Origin of the sequence: Ralstonia sp. 1138 (assembly GCF_040544795.1) — a bacterium.
GTDB lineage: Bacteria > Pseudomonadota > Gammaproteobacteria > Burkholderiales > Burkholderiaceae > Ralstonia > Ralstonia flatus.
On sequence record NZ_JBEPKQ010000009.1, the window covers coordinates 1 to 15,671 of the forward strand.

Consider the following 15,671-nt stretch of genomic DNA (forward strand, 5'->3'; position numbering starts at 1 on the left):
TCTCGGTGATGGCCATCATGTTCGGTGACCCGGTGGGTCACTTCCAAAGTGTTGCATCCCCTCTCGGGTGGGTCACTCCTAGAGTGTTGTTGACACCGGCACGGTCATCGTTGTGCCGAACAGGCCCCGACTTGTCGTGTCGCCCAACAACGTCGCCAGTGTGGTGGGTGGATATTTAGGGGTCGCCTCGTCGAGGATCTGCTGGTACACCGTATCCGTCGAGTTCTGGAGGCCGCGCACACTGACGATCGTTTGGCGAGCTGCAGCGACCAAGGCCGAATCTGCGCTGCTGTTCTGTGCAGGAGCTGCATGCGCGAGGTGGTCGACGAAAAAGGCAATGACGTGTGCGCGCACGTCTTCCCACGCCCCCGGTGTCAACTCGGACAACCGCGGACGCATGGGCGCACCGCTTGCCATCAAATGCGGGATCAGAAATGCCGCACTGGCCCGTTCGGGCTTGGCGAGCATCAGGTACGTCTTGAGCGTGTCGTAGGCGGCCTGGTCTTGGCCACCCCTGGCGATTTGCGCATCGGTTAGCGAGGCAAGATCGCGCAGCCGTTCTTCCAGGTTGCGGCGGATCGGAGCGGCCACGATCCGCGTAGCAGCACTCGCGTATCCGGGCCACAATGCATCGAGCAACGCGCGGTCTCGGTTCAGGCCAAAACGTGTGCTCCAGGGCGCGCCCTCGCGCAGGTGGACTTCGAGCGTGTCGATCTGCTTGTCCAGGGTGTCCAGTGCCAGCAGGGCTTGCGTGTCATCGCGTGCCGTTGAAAGGTTGGCCAGCGTGGTGTCTGCGGATTGGATCGTGGCGCGGTTCAAGACGCCGGAGAGCGCAGTGCCTGCGATCCAGCAGACGGCAAGCGCGGTTGCACTCCAGGCCGCCAATGCTGACCACGAAAAGCCGACGCGCCGGCCATAGACCGTGCGGCTGTGATCGGCGACGGTTTGCCAGAAGCCGAACGGCTGGAGCGAGGAGCTACTGTCTGCGTCCGATGGCGTGTCAGGGGTAGGAACCGCAGCAGGCCCGCGCAGCGGCGCGAACAGCAAACCGTATACCTGGCCACCCCGCCGTCCCGATTGACCGACGCGTGTCACCAGATCGGTCAAGCCGGTGCGCAGCCGCTGCAGGTGCTTCGACAGCTCAGCCGGGTAGCGGTCGTGCTTGCTCCGAGACAAACGCACCACTCCGGCATCGGCGAGACGGCCGACGAGCTGGTGCAGCGATGCGTCAATCTCTTGGGGTTGGATGCGGGGGTGCTGCCAGGTGAATCCGAACACCTCGTCCGGATTGGGGGCGTTGTTTGCGAAGAGGGTTGCGTTGAGCAGATAGGCGGGGGCCGCCCAGCGTAGCGCGCGGGCATGGCGGGCGAGGCGGTGCGCCACGCTATCGACGTCGAATGGGGCGTCGGTCCGGCTGCGGTCACGTACCACAGCAACGATCGCGTCCACCGGGCGGCGACGGCGCAAGCGGCGGATCTGGTCGAGCCAGGCGGCATCGAGCGCGTCGCCTGATTGCTTGGCGTACAGCAAAACCGTACCACCGCTGATCGCGTAACCCGTGTCGACCAGGCCGGGCGCCAGATTCTTGACGAGCGGCAAATCGCCTGCGACAAGGACCCAGCGATCGCGGTAGCGCCAACGCCAGCCGTGTCGGTCCTTGAGAACATCCGGCAGCGCCTGTGCTGCAGATTTTTGGGGGATTTCTCCAGCGACTTGCCTCTCCGAGAAGCCTGCGCCCCACATTCTGGCAAGGGATCGCGTGACACCGCGTTCGACCAACAAGATGCAGACAGCGATACCCAAGAACAGCACCGCCAGTGCGAACTCCACGCCGAGCACGCGATCCTGGCTCCAGCCAAGTTGCCGGCCAATCAGCCCAGCGCAAAGTCCCGTGACCAATAGGGCCATGGCTAGGCCCAGCAATACCCCCCGTGTGCTTGCGCCTGTCAGCGAGCCCCCAGCCAATTCCAACGAAGCCGCTCTCTTTTGCAGTTGCAACATCTTCAATTCCGATTCGACTATCTGTCTGGGATGGGTTCGTGTATCCAGCTCACTGTCCGGCGGGCAAACGCGCGCCCACGTCCATCACTTCGCGCTCGGCAGATATTCGAACCGTGAGCGGATGAACCAGCATGGTCAACAGGGCAAAAAGCCCCGCCACGACGAGACTGGCGATCATCCAAGGAAACAGATCCGCCGATTTCAAAAGCGCTGCAAGCAAGCCGCTCAACCAGGGCACGGAGCAGACAAGCAGCGCCGCTCCTCTGAGGTCCACCGACGGCATAGATGCCTTGTCCGGGACACTCTCGCGAGCCGCCGTCGCGATGACCGCGAGCGTCACCTGGTTTGCCTCTTGGACCGCGAGAAGCTGCGCCTCCTGTCCGTATCGCGACAGCTCGGTTGCAAGCCCCAGCGAGACCCACGGACTGATGGGGCCAGTGGGCCCGATACAGTCAGAAAGGCTGACCATGCCGGTTGCCCCACCCTTGAGCACTAATCCGCTGTCGGCGATCGCCTGCGAAAGCTCATATCCTTCGGCTTTTCCGAGGCCGCAGTTCCATGCGATGCGCACTTGCTTCAGAGCAACCGCACCCACCTCACCCAGTTGCACGAGATCCGCGCGCATCGATCCGATGGACACCGGCTGCGAACGGAACAGCCGCACGGCGGGCCGTCCTCCACGTTGCGGCGTTGAGGCCGCATCGAACAGCAACCCAGCAGCAGATTCAGAAAACTGCGCGAGGGCCTCGTCGGCATCGTGCAACTGCACGCACAGCACCAACAGTGGCGCCGCCTGATTCAGGGCGTGTTGCTCGACCATTGACCACGAGAGCGTCTCGGTCGCTGCAAATTTGGGGTGGGGAAGCAAAGCCAGCTTCTCCCACAACGTCCTCATGGAAGCATCGAACGCAGCCGGATCCTGCGTGCCACCGGTCCACACCTGCACATTCAATGAGCAATCCGCGCCAAGCGCGTTGATCGCGGAACTGAGGTTCTCCAGCAAGCGCGCGAGCACCAACTCCACACGATTGCCATCAAGTTCGCCCTCAAATTCCTCGAGCTTGGTGACAACCATCTTGTTCTGCGGCGCACTGCCCGCCAAGCCGGCAATCTTCTCCGCGAGACTGTCTTCGCTGGTCAGCGTGGCCGCCGCTACGACGACAACATAGCGACGACTCCATCGTTGCCAAACCAACATAACCAGCAGGGAATACAGGGCAATGCACGCGCTGCGGAAAACCGCCATTTCATGAAAATGGAGGAAAAGGCCCAAAAAGACTGCGCACACCAGTGTCGGCAACCCTAGCAAGCACAACCAAAATTGCCATCCAGTCGCTTGGCCATGAATGCTGGGCCAGACAAAGACAACGAGCGCGGCAGTCACGACCAGCAAGCCGCCACATACCAAGCCAACAAACCACGCCGATGGCTTTTGCACCGCCGGAGCTTCAATACGCTGCGGAACTGGCCACCCCATACCTACACTCCAAACTCGTCAGTGCTCGCCAACACCTGCGCACCGCAAGTGGTACGGCACAAGTGCCCAATCAGCGGGCGCCCGTTCTCGGTATAGCCGTCATCACCTCCTACCAACTGCACCCTGCCGTGCTTGGGGCAGTCGACCAGGTCATCACGCAGCGCGGCTGCTCGGCCGCCGATAATCAATGTCGACGATGCTGTGACGACGCGGCCGTTGTCCTGACCATCGTGCGTGGAAACGTCACCGTATCTGACAGGGGCTTTTGTCACGATCCACCTCACTGGGCCAGAGCCCGTAGGCCAAAATACACCGGTGCGCCCAGCGTCCAGGCCTCCAGATCGAACACCTTCTGCTGGACATACGCGAACGGGTTGAAGGGCGGCGTGGTCCCGAAGTCCGGGTCGCACTGCATGCGTGTCCAACCCGTGTAATTCTTGATTTCGGGGATCTGGGTCGGCAGGTTCTGGAACTCAGGGAGCTCGGCCAATGTGCTGTTTTTCAGGCCGATGGCGTCAACATAGCCATGACCCCACTTCTCGCCGTTGTCCAGAGGTTTCGAACTCATAAACAACCGGCCATCTTTCAAGGCGACGAACCCTTGGTCGTTCACGACGACCACGTGATCAATGTCGTCATAGACCGGCTGCGTTTGTCCACCGCCGTCGCGACCGCCTACTTTGTATTCCGTCGCATAGCGCGCATCCCTAAAAGTCCGTCCGCCATCGCTGGAAACGATGAAAGAACCTCCGTCCTCATCAGGGATCGCGATATACCTTGTCGAAGGATGGATATACGGCTTCAGAAAAAGCCGGTAGAACTGGGCTGCTGCCTCCGTCCGAATCTGGAGCTTGGGATCGACGTAGTACAGCGCCCCCTCGCAGCCGAAGCCGGTCAATTCCAGATAGCGATGATCGTCAAAGCGATAGACCACCTGTGTGGGCCTAGGCGGGGCGATCCGAACGTCGAGCAGCGGATAGGCGGCCACCAGGGCGCACACTCCAAGCAGTTTGACGCGCCACCCGGCCCATTTGCGCGTCCAGCCAAGCCATGCCAGCGCCGCCAGCACGCTGGCGCACCACAGCGGCACGGCCCACCGGGCGACGGATGCAAAGACGGGTTCCACGTTCAACCCTCCACGTCCGGCGCCGGCATGCGCCACTGCATCGGCGTGCCCACCGAGAACCTGCGCTGCGGGTCCGCCGGCATATGGGGCATCGCGTAGCGATTGACCAGGCCATCGAGCGTTGGAACGCGGTTCATCTGCCGCTTCAGCTCAGGATCCAGCAGACCTGTCTGGAAATATTGCACAGTTCGAGGATCAGGGTTCTTTGGATTCCGCCAATCGGCTCGTTGGAGCAACGCCCACCACAGCGTGTCATAGTCGAACGCCGCGCTGCACCCGATCGCCAGGTCGTAGGCCATAGCTTTGCGTGGCGCATCCTTGCTCATGACGATCGAGGAGTGCTGCGAGGTCTCGCTCTTGACGTTCTTGCGGATGCGCTGGAGGGCTTCGTCCTTCGTCTCGTACCGGTTGATCTGCAGTCGACCATCCGGCAGCTTCCACGCCTGCAATACCTGGATGTTTTGTCCCTGCTGTTGCAGGAGCGCTTGGACAGGTGCAGCTTCCACGCGCAGCGCTGGCACCTTGGGCAGCGGCGTGTTCTCCGGCATCTCCTGCCCCGTCTTCGGGTCATAGATGCGTGGCACGATTTCCTGCACCCCCTGCGCTGCCAACTGAATCTGGGCTTCCGTATCGTCCAGAGACGACTGCGCAGCCTGCAACTTGAACATGAAGGGCTCAGGCAGGGCTGCCGCGTTGATGGTCCGCTTCCGATCGCCAAATGAAAGCGACGTAAAGCGCTTCGCGGTGTCACCCGGCCGAGACGCCGAATACACGAGAGCGTCTTTGTCGACCTCATAGGTCGTCGGCATGCTGAAGATCTCCCCCTGCTGCTCGCCGACCTTGCGCCCGTCCGCAAACGCGCGTTGATGGAAATTCGAGCCAAGCTTCTTGAGCAAATCGTCCGGCACGCCCTGCCACCCCATGCCTTGCACGTTCGCAAACGACACAACCTGGTCGTTCGGGCAGAAGTAGTTGTAAACCTTGCCGAAGTTGTTACGGTTGCGCTTCGGGTCTTGCCAAGCGTCCTTAGTTGCGGAGCACCACTCGACGATCCGTTGATCCGAGGCGGGCTTGCTCTTCTCCCGCATGCGCGCACAAACATTGATCAATGTCTGCACCCGCGCCTCGTTGGTCTGATGCAGGCCGTGGGTCAGGTCTTCAGAAATCGTGCTGTCCAGCCCGTAGGGCGAGTGATTCAGGATCATGCAATCGACCGGACGCGGAGTGTCAACCATGCTTTGCAGCATCAAATTGGCCAACATCGAGATCAGCGTGCCCTGACTGTGCGCGACGATGTTGATGGCGTCGTCGCGAGTTTTGGGGTTGGTGCGGATGCTGGCGATCAGGGCAGCCAGCCTCTGCGCCGCGTGGATCATGTAGATCCGGTGCGGGTTCTGGTAGATGGCGTGGGTGTAATCACCACCATTGGCGACATCGGTACGGGAAACCGCGCCCATGACCGCGCTCCAACCGAACATGTCGGTGCCCGGCCCCCACATGTCCGGCAGGTTGGTCGTCGCGTTCGCAAAGATGCCACCGTTCTTTGCGTACTTGGCGTTGAGCCAGTTACCGAACTTGTCCTTGGTCGCGTAGCCAGCCTTCGCATCTTTGGCATGACTGACCCAGTAGGAATCGTAGGGTAACTCAGCGGTAGCTCCCCCGTTCCTGAGCGCCTCCTGGTAGCGTTTCTGGTCCGCCTGGTACGTGACCCGGTCAACCGGACGATACCCCCAATAAAAGGGAATGACGGGGGAGCGGCCCTCTTTCTTGATCACCGGTCCCGACGTGCTTTTGGTGGCATCGCCAGATGCTGAAGCAGCTTCAGACCGCCCCCATTCATGTGGCCACAGATCATTGCGCCCAAGCCGCTCGTTCAGTCCCGCACAGATGCCGCGATCCAGATTCGGATAGCACTGGCCATCGTCGTTGACGCCATGAACCAGAATCACGATGCACGGCATCGGCCGCTTGGCCGGCACCTTGCACGTGAGCATGGCTCCACTGCCTTGCGGCATGGGCATCGCTTGCTGGCCGTCCTTCGAATTACGCAGCGTCGGCTGCTGTGTGACGGTCTTATCCATGGTCTGCCCCCAGTAGTTCAATACGAAGATTCTCGACGTCGTCGCGGTTGAACAGCCGGCTCGTCCCACTGGCGTCAGTCACACCCTCCGTGGACGTACCGTCCGGCAGGTGAACACGGAAGCGGTGGTGAGCCATGGGCGTACCCGGATCCCCATCCGGATGCAGATAGAACTTCCGGGCAAACGTGCCCTGCTCGAACTTCGGCATGGAACTCGATGCCGACTCGGGCGAGGCTTTGGTAATCGACGGGGTCTTGATCAGCAAGTTGCTGTTGCCCCCCACTTGGGGCTGGCTTCCCTCCAGCTTGTAGAACGCCCCACCACCGCATGAAATCATGACCGCCTGTTCACCCGCGAACAGCAACCGCTTGCCCTTGATGACTACATCGCCGTTGGCGGTCAGCTCAATCGCCCCCGCCTGCGCTTGCACCTGTACCGGTCCTTTCGCGGCAAACAGCTTGATTCCCAGCTTGTAGGCAAACAGCGAGACGATTTTTCCGGCGGCCACCGTGAATTTTTCGACCACGCTGAACTCGGCATTGCCTCCCGCCGTGGTGGTGACATGCCCGCCGCTGGACCACTGGATGTCTTCTGGGGTGGCCCCAACGATGCCCTTTGGGGCGCTGAGCATGACGACGGCGTCCTTAAGTTCCGTATAGGCGTTTTCAAGCCGCGCCTGTTGGGCCTTGACCTCGGCAAGTTCGGCTTGCGCTGCCTGTGCAATCGATCTCAAGGAAGTGACTTGATCCAGCGCGGTCCTCAACTGCTTCTGCGCGTCCTTGGCGTCAAGCTGCTTACCATGCGCCGACGGCTGCGCCTCGGCAGAGATCAAAACCCCCTTGGCCCCCCGCACCGAAACGTGTTCGTCGGTACGCAATTCCGCACCCCGCCCCCGCTCCTTGCGGCTGTCATCCACCATGTGCCCCAGATTGAGCTCACTGGTCTGCAGCGGGGTTGTCAGGTGGATATGCTCGATACCTTCCTTGTCCTCCATGCGCAGCTCGTTCTGCGCTGCGGTGCGGACCAGGTTGCGGGTGTGGTTCAGGTTGTTGACGAGATCGGGGTGCAAACTGTCGTGCATCGCCCCCATGATCACCGGCCGATCCGGGTTGCCCTGCGTAAAGACGAGCGCCACCTCCGTCCCATCGATCAGCGGGAAGTGATGCCCGTAGTCGCCGCCGCTGTAGGGCTTGGCCAGGCGCACCGGCCGACTCGTGCCGCCCGGACTCCACGTGTCCAGATCGAACGGCAGTTTGACGACGTAGTGACCGTGCTCAGTCAGATACGCGTACTTGTAGTTGCCAGGCGAAGCAATGCGCGCAGGCAAAACCCCATCGATGCTCGGCCGCGGAATCGTCGCCATCGACGTGCGCCACACCCGGTCCGATGGAATCCCCTCGAAACACAACCAGTACGATTGGTCGCGCCCACCCTGGGATTCCACCGTGGTGACCAAGATTCCGTGCTTCGCATCAGCCTGCACCGGATCGACGCGCATCACCTCGCCGGCTTCCAACCAAAACGGGTTGCCTGAACCCTTGAAGGTCAACTGACTCGCTAGGTAGGCCTCATGCCGCAACTGAGCGACCCGCTTGCCCTCCTCCGGCGTTTCGTAGTGTTCGCCCCACCGATAGTCCACCGCATCCGTCGTCTTGTCGTCGCGCGCGGTGTTCTCTTCGACGAGCAACGACACGCCGGCCTGGCGATGGTTGTAGTCATGCAGGCGCACCGCCTCGTTCACGCGGCGCGTGCGCTTCTCGAGCGTCTTGACCGCGTCCATCCCGGCACTCTCCAGCCCCGAGTCGCGGCGATACGCCACGGTGCGTTGCTTGCGTGCATAGGCGTCCAGATCGTCGCCAAACACCATCACCGCGCGATCCTTCTTCTGCTCCCAACGGAACCAGATACCCTCCTCCGCACAGATACGCTGGATGAAGGCAAACGTCGTCTCGTGGTACTGCGTGATGTATTCGTGACGCTTGTACTGCGCGCGCAACTGGAACATGAAGTCGACACCGGCGCGGTACTCATAGTGCCGCAGTGTCGCGGTCACGATCTCCTCGACCGACTGCTTCTGGAACAGACGGCTCGTGACACCCCGGTTCAGATCGGCGAGCTTGGGCTCGAGCCGGACCCGATAGCGCGTCTCGTCCGCCGAGGTCCCCAGTTCGTCGAACTGCGTGATGATGCCGTGGATCGTGTGCGAGGGCGGCATGGCGCTGAATTTCTTTGCGTTGTCGCCGAACATCTTGCGCAGATAGTCCATCGTCGGGTCGATCGGCGTGATGGTGAACCTGGCTGGTCGCCCCAGCACCTGATCCATCGCGAGACCCGCCACGGGACTGGTGAATTCAATGTCGTATCGGTACAGCTGGCTGATTCGGTCCAAGCCGGTGAAGTGCAGAACCGAGAACGGCGCCGGGTGTGGCGCGAGCTTCAATTCGTAAGCCTGCGTAGGCAAAACCATCGACATACGAACACTCCGTTGAACGCGTAGAGACGACAACGCCGGGGCCGTGCGGGACCCCGGCGGCTGATACGGAAACTGCGGATCAGCTCTTGGCCTTGGGCATCTGCGACACCAGCGACAGGCCGATGTCCATACCTTCAACCTGGAAGTGCGGGATGATGAACAGCTTGATGCGGAAGAAGCCTGGGTTGTCCTCGATGTCTTCCACGGTCACCTTTGCTTCGCGCAGCGGGTGCGAGGCTTGCAGCTCGTCGCCCGGATCCTTCATCTCGGTCACGAGCCCCTTGATCCAGTTGTTGAGCTCAAGCTCCAACAGACGCCGATCCTTGGTCGTGCCGATGTTCTCGCGCTGAATCAGCTTCAGGTAGTGCGCGATGCGGGAGAGCAGGAAGATGTACGGCAGGCGCGCATTGATCCGGCTGTTGGCCGTCGCTTCCTTGGTCTCGTAGAGGGCCGGCTTTTGCGTCGAGTTGGCCGAGAAGAAGCAGGCGAAGTCGTGGTTCTTGTAGAACGACAGCGGGATGAAGCCCAGATTCGCAAACTCGAACTCGCGCGTCTCGGGGATCAGTACCTCCGTGGGAATCTTCGGCTGCACGCCGGTGCCCAGGTCGTACAGGTGAACCGGCAGATCTTCGACCTTACCGCCCGCCTGCGGGCCACGAATCTGCACGCACCAGCCGTTGTTCACGAAGCTGCGCGTCATGTTGGCCGCGAAGGCGAACGAGGCGTTGACCCACAGGTACTTGTCGTGGTCGGGGCCTTTGACTTCTTCTTCATAGTTGAAGGCCCGCACCGGCGTCGTGTCCTTGCCGTACGGCAGGCGGCCGAGCACGCGTGGCATGACCAGGCCCACATAGCGCGCATCGTCGGTGTCCCGAAAGCTCTTCCACTTGATGTACTCGGCACGATCGAAGTAGTTGCCAATGTCCTGGATGGCGGCGACCTCCTCCATCGACTGCTTGCCAAAGAACGCTGCGCCGACCGAGCCAATGAAGGGCATATGGGCGGCCGCAGCGACCTTCGAGATGTTGCGCAGCAGCGCCACATCCTGCGGTGCGTTGGCGAATTCGAAGTCGCTCACCATCGCGCTGATCGGCTGGCCGCCCGGAGTGTCGTATTCCTCGACGTAGGTGAGGCGATACAGGCCGCTCTGGATGAGTTCGGGCGTATCCTCGAAGTCGCGTTGCAGGGCGTCTTTCGAGACGTCCAGGACTTCAATTCTGGCGTTCCGACGGAAATCCGTGCGCGAGACCAACATCTTGAGGCCGCGCCAGCGGCCTTCAAGGGCCTGGAACTCAGGCGTATGCATCACCGCATCGAGCTGGTGGCTGATCTGCCGGTCGAGCTGGCCGATATAGAAGTCGAGCAGGGACTTGTCCAGACGATCGACAGGCTTGCGCTCCTGGGCAATGAGGTTGAGCAGCGCATCCATTCCCCGTGCGACCCGTTCGTCGGCCGAGGCCTCGGACAGCGTGTCATGGTCGCGGAATGCCTCGAGCGGCCGGGCTTCTGTGACAGGCTTGAGGTTGATCTTGGTGCACAACGACGCATAGACGCTGTCGTTCTCGAGCGCGACCGCTTCAGCGGCGCCCTGGCGGGATTCGTTCTGTTTCATGGTGGTCTCTTCGTATCGCGACGTGATGGCGGAACACACGAGGGCCCGCTTGGGCTCTGTGCACTCAGGCGTGGCCTTCCGGTTGGGTGGCGGCCGTCACGATCTGCGCCAGCTCTCCGCGCAGCTTCTCCGACAGGCGCTTGTCCTTGAGGATTTTTTCGAACTCGCGGCGGAACGTGCCGTTGTCGAGCAGATTCGATTTGAGGTCGCGCAGCAGATTGCGCATCGCCAGCACGGCTTGTAGTTCGGGAATCTGGCGCGCAACCTGCTCCGGCGCGAAGTCCTTCATCGAGCGAAATGACAAGCTGACCGGTAGCTCGCTCCCATCACCCGCGAGAGTGTTCTGCGCGGTGATCTTCAGGTCCGGCGCGTAGTCCGCCAGCACCGCATCAAAATTGTTCTTGTTAATGTCAACCTTCTTGCGCTCGGCCAGCGGCGCCTGCTCGCGTCCTGCACTGAAGTCTCCGGCCACCAACAGCTTGAGCGGCAACTCGACCTTCTTCTGCGCACCGCCCGTGTGCAGATCCAAGGTGATCGAGACGCGCGACTTCGGAATTTCTCTCTGAAAGCTGTCCATACAACCCGTCCTCTCTTTGTCAGTTCCATTAGGGAGCCATACTTGGGCAGACGAATCCCAAGCGCTGTGCGATGGTCGCGGTATTAAACACGCCCCTATCCTCAGCGCAAAAGTGCGCTCCGTTTCAATTCAGCAACGAATTGCAAATATTCGTGACAGTTTCAATTGTTCAAATTCTGGATGTCGTCAATCAAAAATCCATCAAAGAATCTCTGCAGGCCGCGTGGCAATTGGTTTTTTTCAAAATCGAAACAATTCATACCGCCGAAATACGTCGATCGAATAGCCACGGGCTATTTTTTGCACCACCGCTACCCACCCCCGTCGCGACGCCATTTGCAGCCGTTTAACAGCAAATTTCGTATTTAATTTATTTTAAATCTGAAATCAAAAACTCTCATCTGCAATAGACTGCTCAATGTACGTCATTGTTTTCGGGCGATAGAATCGGCCGCCCCAAAACCCATGGACGAATTGGCATGCGGATTCATAAGCCGCTTTGGCATGAGGGACTGATCCTGACGCAACAGCATTTCCAACAGCAGGAACGTTGGAATGCCTTCGCACAGCATCAGTTTGCGACGGCCGCACTCGCGCAGCCGTGGGGTACGCTTGGGGTCGAGGTCGATGAGGAGGCGCTTGCCGCGGGGCGGCTGAAGCTCACTCGGTTGAAGCTGCGGTTTCCGGATGGCACGCCTATCGACACGACGATGGCTGATGCGCTGCCGCCCGCCCGCGATCTGACGCAGGGCGTGCCGGCCGATCTGCAAAGCATGGTTGTGCTTGCCGCGCTCGCGCTACCAGATGCAAACGGCAACAACTGTCGATTTGACGAGACCTCACTGGCACGCCCACGCCGGTCGTACCGCGAATTCGTCAAGGTCACAGACCTCAATGGCAGCGGCGACGCCGAAATCGCGGCCGAGCGCCATGCGATACGGCTGCTGTTCGATTTCGAATCCCAGGCGGACGACACAGCCTGCCCGATCGCTCGCCTGACCCGTGGAACCCACGGCCAGTTTCAAATCGATCACCGTTTCGTGCCGCCGTGCCTGACTCTCGGCGCGCACCCGTTGCACCTCGAGCGTATTCACCGTCTCGCTGACATCCTGCAGGCCAAGAGCTTGGCGCTCGGTGCACGCCGGGGCGAGCGCATTGAGCAGGTGACCGAATACGGCGTCGCAGACGTGCAGCTGTTCTGGCTGCTGCACTGTATCCATGCCGCTTGGCCGCAACTGCATCTCTTTGCTACGCACCCAAGCCGCCCGCCCGAGCACCTGTATGTGACGCTGGCGCAGTTGGCCAGCGCGTTGATGACCTTCTCCACCGAGGCGCAGCTCACGGACCTGCCGCCCTACGACCACGCGCATGCAGACGCGGTGCTCGCCAAGCTCGAATCGATGATCCGCGATCTTCTGGATGCCATCATCCCCTCGCGCGTCATCTCGATCGGGTTGACCCGCAAGAATGCGACGACCTGGAGCGGCCAATTTCTCGATGAGCGGATCATCGCGGATGCGGCCGATTGGTACCTGTCGGTCAACGCGCCAGTCCCCGTTCCCGAACTGGTCGAACAGGTCCCGCGGCTGTGCAAGATCGGCGCCCCCGACGACGTCGAGCACATCATCAATTCGGCGTTGCTGGGCATTGCACTCAAAGCCGTGCCACGCGTGCCCGCCGCGATACCAGTACGGCTGGACAACCAGTATTTCGCGCTCGACTCAGCCAGCGCCGCGCACGCCAAGATGCTCGCGGCGCGCGCCTGTCAGATCTATCTTCCAGCGTCGGTACCCGAGGCTGCACTGGAACTCTATGCGGTGCTGCGCTCATGAACGTCCTGACTTCCGATCGCCGCCCCCAAGCCCCGCTGGACCGCATGTCGGACCACGTGTCCGGGATCAATTCTCCGGCGCACCCCGGTATGCGTGACCTGCTGCGCGACACCGCCTTGCTTGTCACTTCACTTGCGCCGGGTGGCCAAGTCCAGGATGGCGAAGAATTGCGTCGAAAATGCCGGCAACTGATCGCGCAGTTCTCTGATGCGCTTGAGCACCGGGGCTATGCACCAGATGTGCGCCATGAGGCGTTGATCGCCCAGTGCGGCCTGCTGGATGAAACAGCGTTGCGGTGCTTGCCGGGTGAGTTGCGTGCGGGCTGGGAACAGCAACCGCTGCAGGTGGAGCGCTTCAACTTGCACGACGCGGGCGAAAGTGTGATCGAGCGGCTCGAAGCCCGTATGCGGGAAGCCTCGCCATCCGTAGATCTGCTCGAATGCTACGCAACGATCCTCGGACTGGGCTTCATTGGCCGCTATGCCCGCGAAGGCGAAGCGAAACGCACGGCGCTCATCACAACGCTGAACGCGCTGCTGGCCAAGCTCCGTCCGTCGCGAGAGTTGCCGTTTGTCACAGACCGCGCCGGCTGGCGCCTGGTCGACTGGTTCTACCGGCTCTCGCCGTGGGGCATCGCGGGCGTCGCTGGCTTGACCGCAGTGATCGTCTGGTTCGCGTGGTCCATGGTTCTGGACGTGCAATTGGCCCACCTCGTTGGTGTCCAGCCGTGAAATCCGACCTGCCGATCATCTCTGCTGCGCCGGCGCACATGCAGTCGGATCTCGGCCATGAGGGGCTCGGTTATCCGTCTTGCACCATGATCGCCTTTGCGGCGACGCTGGCGCTCGCGGTGATCTGGCTGGTGTTGCCGATGAGCCGCAGCGTGGCCTGGACACTCACAGTCATCATTGCTGCCGTTGCACTGACGCTTGCATGGTGGCGCACGCATCAACTCTCCCTAGCGCGCGAACAGAGTGTGCCGGTACTGGTGGCACTGGGCGCAGCAATGGCCGATATTCCCGTATCGTTGCGCACTCGGATGCCGCTGGTGCTCGTGACCGGTGACGGCCTGCCGGCATTATTCGACCAGCCCGGACACGTGCGCCACGCGCGGATCGGTGACGGCGGGATCTGGCTGCGTGTCGACCGGCCGCAGGACCTGCGCCGGCTTGCCGTCGCTGTGACGCAATGGCGGGACGGCCGCGCGCCAGACGGCGTCGTGCTGTCGATAGCCCCTGCCCTGCACGGGCAAACCGATGCACTCACACAGCAGTTACGCGTCATACGTCAGGCCGTTGCTGATGCCGGGCGTGCGCTGGGCACACGACTGCCCGGGTACATCGCGCTCTATCAGCGACTCACTACGGGCGCTGCCGGTCTGAGCACCTGGTACGGCGTGTCATCGGCGACGTGCCTGGTGGATGCCACCCGGTTTGAACCCGTGATCCGTTCTGCCGAGAGCGAAGTCCAGCATGGTGCAGGCGATCGTATCGCCGCGACCCGCGCCGCCGCCCTGACCTCGATCATCGGCTGGACACAGCGCGTCGCGGTCGATGCCCTGACAGATCGGCGGCAACCGGCTGCGCCCTGGGCGCTCTTTGGCGCCGGCTGGATCGACTGCGGACCCGCGAGCGGGCAAGACTGTCCGTGGGAGCGAGACGTCGAGACACAAACCGGCGTCATGCGTGCTGCCGCCACCGCTTCCCCGCTGCCATGGCCGCTGCCGCAACCGCTCATTGAGGCGATCCCTCAACGACATTGGATGTCGCCCCGTGTGGTGGCGTGTTTGCACGCGCTGGCGCTTCTCGCCTGTGCCGCCGCCCTGGCCTTTTGGGGTGCGGCCCGCAACAACGAGGCGTTGTTGAGCCGTATCGGTGCCGATCTGGGTCGCTATGCAAGGACCCCGGCCGCGGACGACACCGCCCGGCGCGACGCGCTGCAGGCACTGGTTGCCGACCGCGATCAGTTGGAGCGGTATGCGCGCACGGGCGTGCCGCTGCGCCTGTCCTTCGGCATGTACCACGGCGCGGCTCTGGTCCCCGCGCTCAACAGGGCAATCGCCTCGTACCAGCCCCCGGCCGCTCCTCCCACGATCGTGACGCTGGACAGCATGTCGCTCTTCGATAGCGGCCGGGCACAGCTCAAGGCCGGCTCGAACCGCGCCATGGTGGACGCGCTCGAGATGATCAAGGCCCATCCGGACAAGCGCATTCTGGTAGCGGGCCACACCGACAACGTAGGTGACGCCCGGAGCAACCTGACCCTGTCCCTCGCGCGTGCGGCGGCCGTGCGCGACTGGCTCTCGGATGCTTCCGGCATCGCGGCCACGCGCTTTGCGACCCAGGGACTGGGCGACACCCGGCCCGTGGCAGACAACGGTACATCCGAGGGCCGCGCCAGGAACCGGCGGGTGGAAATCACGCTGATTCCTGAGCTCGCGCAGCCCTAATCACTGGTTTAGCCCCCGAAGCACCGCGCTTCGGGATTTAAAA

The 15,671-nt window shown here is 61.9% G+C and carries 11 protein-coding genes; 3 read left to right on the plus strand and 8 right to left on the minus strand.

Annotated elements, in window-relative coordinates; genetic code table 11:
• Positions 1 to 78: 78 nt before the first annotated feature.
• From ABIC76_RS24810 to tssB, 8 genes are all read right to left on the minus strand, one after another.
• A complete protein-coding gene (locus ABIC76_RS24810) occupies positions 79 to 2,001 on the minus strand; it encodes an ImcF-related family protein (protein ID WP_354535533.1) in 1,923 nt (640 codons plus the stop codon).
• A gap of 49 nt (positions 2,002 to 2,050) precedes the next feature.
• Complete coding sequence (locus tag ABIC76_RS24815; protein ID WP_354535534.1) at positions 2,051 to 3,478, minus strand: KPHS_23130 family T6SS system protein; 1,428 nt, start codon at positions 3,476 to 3,478, stop codon at positions 2,051 to 2,053.
• Positions 3,479 to 3,480: 2 nt separating this feature from the next.
• Positions 3,481 to 3,762, minus strand: coding sequence for a PAAR domain-containing protein (locus ABIC76_RS24820; RefSeq protein WP_354535535.1), 282 nt, complete (start codon positions 3,760 to 3,762; stop codon positions 3,481 to 3,483).
• Positions 3,759 to 4,604: a T6SS immunity protein Tli3 family protein gene (locus ABIC76_RS24825; protein WP_354535536.1), complete on the minus strand. Its 846-nt coding sequence runs from the start codon at positions 4,602 to 4,604 to the stop codon at positions 3,759 to 3,761. The genes ABIC76_RS24820 and ABIC76_RS24825 overlap by 4 nt, the downstream gene beginning before the upstream one ends.
• A 2-nt stretch (positions 4,605 to 4,606) precedes the next feature.
• On the minus strand, positions 4,607 to 6,685 hold the full coding sequence (locus ABIC76_RS24830; RefSeq protein ID WP_354535537.1) for a T6SS effector phospholipase Tle3 domain-containing protein: 2,079 nt from the start codon (positions 6,683 to 6,685) through the stop codon (positions 4,607 to 4,609).
• On the minus strand, positions 6,678 to 9,158 hold the full coding sequence (locus tag ABIC76_RS24835; RefSeq protein WP_354535538.1) for a type VI secretion system Vgr family protein: 2,481 nt from the start codon (positions 9,156 to 9,158) through the stop codon (positions 6,678 to 6,680). The genes ABIC76_RS24830 and ABIC76_RS24835 overlap by 8 nt, the downstream gene beginning before the upstream one ends.
• A gap of 79 nt (positions 9,159 to 9,237) precedes the next feature.
• A complete protein-coding gene (gene tssC / locus ABIC76_RS24840; protein WP_354535539.1) occupies positions 9,238 to 10,770 on the minus strand; it encodes a type VI secretion system contractile sheath large subunit in 1,533 nt (510 codons plus the stop codon).
• A 64-nt stretch (positions 10,771 to 10,834) separates the two neighbouring features.
• Positions 10,835 to 11,347: a type VI secretion system contractile sheath small subunit gene (gene tssB / locus ABIC76_RS24845; RefSeq protein WP_354535540.1), complete on the minus strand. Its 513-nt coding sequence runs from the start codon at positions 11,345 to 11,347 to the stop codon at positions 10,835 to 10,837.
• A 479-nt stretch (positions 11,348 to 11,826) separates the two neighbouring features.
• Here tssB and tssK point away from each other — a divergent pair, with 479 nt between their 5' ends.
• Genes tssK through ABIC76_RS24860 form a run of 3 tightly spaced genes read left to right on the plus strand, consistent with a single transcriptional unit; the run spans position 11,827 to position 15,628 of the window.
• Positions 11,827 to 13,179 (plus strand): type VI secretion system baseplate subunit TssK, encoded by a 1,353-nt coding sequence (gene tssK / locus ABIC76_RS24850; protein WP_354535541.1) that lies wholly within the window; start codon positions 11,827 to 11,829, stop codon positions 13,177 to 13,179.
• Complete coding sequence (locus ABIC76_RS24855; protein WP_502947899.1) at positions 13,176 to 13,910, plus strand: DotU family type IV/VI secretion system protein; 735 nt, start codon at positions 13,176 to 13,178, stop codon at positions 13,908 to 13,910. The genes tssK and ABIC76_RS24855 overlap by 4 nt, the downstream gene beginning before the upstream one ends.
• Positions 13,907 to 15,628 carry an OmpA family protein gene (locus ABIC76_RS24860; protein WP_354535542.1) on the plus strand — a complete coding sequence of 574 codons (1,722 nt, stop codon included), beginning with the start codon at positions 13,907 to 13,909 and terminating at the stop codon, positions 15,626 to 15,628. Before ABIC76_RS24855 ends, ABIC76_RS24860 begins: the two co-directional genes overlap by 4 nt.
• Positions 15,629 to 15,671 lie beyond the last annotated feature (43 nt).